Raw genomic sequence first — 1,537 nt, 5'->3', positions numbered from 1 at the left:
TGGTGGAGCCGAGGGGAGGACCGGCTGATGGTTTCACGGTCTTCCAACGATCCCTTTTCATCGTCCTGGACCGTCTCGGGATCATCGTCCTCGATCATGCCGCCACGTTCTCCGGACGGTCTTCCTGAACGCTCATCGACCGTTTGATCCGCTGGACTGATGCCGTGCTCACGCCGGTGGCCTTTGCGGCGGCACGGATGCTCTGACCGTCCCTGAGGGCCTTTTTGACCCGCTCCAGACGGTAGATGGGCATGGGTGGCCGACCGAACCGAACGCCCTTTGCTCGTGCTCGATCACACCCAGCCTTGATTCTGGATTTTATGAGGTGCCTCTCATATTCAGCAAAGACCCCTGCGAGTTGGAAAACCATTCGACCTGATGGCGTGGATGAGTCCAAGGCTTGCTGGTGCAGGAACAGGTCGCAGCCCCGAGCCTGGAGATCGCCGAGGAGACCGACGAGATCGCTGAGGCTGCGTCCGAGACGATCCACGCTCCACGCCATTGCGATATCGATTTCATGACGGGCGATGGACTTCAGAAGGGCATCGAAGCCAGGACGTTGATCCCGGCCCTTGGCTCCCGAGATGCCTTCGTCGATGAAGGTGTGGACGATGGTCCAGCCGGATCGGTCGGCGACTTCCTTGAGGACCTGGAGTTGGTTTTCGACCGTTTGGGAGTCGGTGCTGACGCGGGCGTAGATTGCGGCTCTCTTCATCTCCAAGACGATCTCACGGATCGCTAGGGCGTCAAGAAGAACGAGGGTTCAACGGCCCTCGCCTGTCGGTGTCGAGATCACCTCGAAGGCCCACTGCCAGGACGAGTAGAGGTATTGGCCGCCGCCTTCTCTGTCAGTCAGCTTCGTCCTGATGCGGAAGCGGGTGCCGACCGGATAATTCCGTGACAGGCTCTTTGAGCACTCGACGTGCAGGGTCGTGGGATACGGTCCTCCAGCCACCGGCCTGACGTGCACCTTCCCGTGCAGTCCGCTGGTCTGTCCTGGGCGGAAGCTCTCCACCTCGATCCATTCGTAGTCGCTGGGTAAGGCCATCAGCCGTCCTCCCTGCACCAACCCTACCCGGCGGACCTGTCTCAGAACCAGATGGTTCTGATCACGCCGTTTCGGCTCTTCGCGGTCGTTGATTTTCCACGGGTTCTACCAAGTGTTTTCAGAGGGACATTTGTCACGCGGCCTGCGGTGCCGACTTCGAGCCCATCTGGGACCACGGCTATGCCGAACTCGGTTTCTTGGGACGGAATGTCCTCTATTAAGGTGTTTTCGTCGCAGAAATCGAAGTTCGCCATCTGGTCTTAGGTCCGACCGATATCGACGGGCGAACGCGCCGAAGGCCAGTCCGGGCAATGGAACTCCGACTGTTGGGCGTGGCCGGCGCCGCCATCATGGGCGGGATCATGGATCGAACCCCAGATCATCGCCGTGGCCGGCGCCGCGATCCTGCCGGGACCATGGCCGAGGGTCGAAAGGAGTCGGACCGGGGTGTGTGTGTCGGCGGATCACACGGGAGGTCTCGGGGTCAAT

Annotated in this window: 2 protein-coding genes; both read right to left on the bottom strand. The window is 60.8% G+C overall.

What is annotated here, in order from left to right:
- Window positions 1-94: 94 nt before the first annotated feature.
- Complete coding sequence (locus tag AC1RN0_RS18150) at window positions 95-715, bottom strand: recombinase family protein (protein WP_492788873.1); 621 nt, start codon at window positions 713-715, stop codon at window positions 95-97.
- Between the two features lie 48 nt (window positions 716-763).
- Window positions 764-1,048, bottom strand: coding sequence for a hypothetical protein (locus tag AC1RN0_RS18145; RefSeq protein ID WP_492788872.1), 285 nt, complete (start codon window positions 1,046-1,048; stop codon window positions 764-766).
- Window positions 1,049-1,537: the final 489 nt, after the last annotated feature.

It is taken from the genome of Caulobacter sp. GW821-FHT12F03, assembly GCF_058806855.1.
Note: the sequence above shows the minus strand (reverse complement) of the source record. Positions and strands in the feature narration are given on the sequence as shown.

Bases quoted from the DNA above. Each gene is read 5' to 3' on its own strand.
- AC1RN0_RS18150 (WP_492788873.1), bottom strand. From the start codon at position 715: ATGAAGAGAGCCGCAATCTACGCCCGCGTCAGCACCGACTCCCAAACG.
- AC1RN0_RS18145 (WP_492788872.1), bottom strand. From the start codon at position 1,048: ATGGCCTTACCCAGCGACTACGAATGGATCGAGGTGGAGAGCTTCCGC.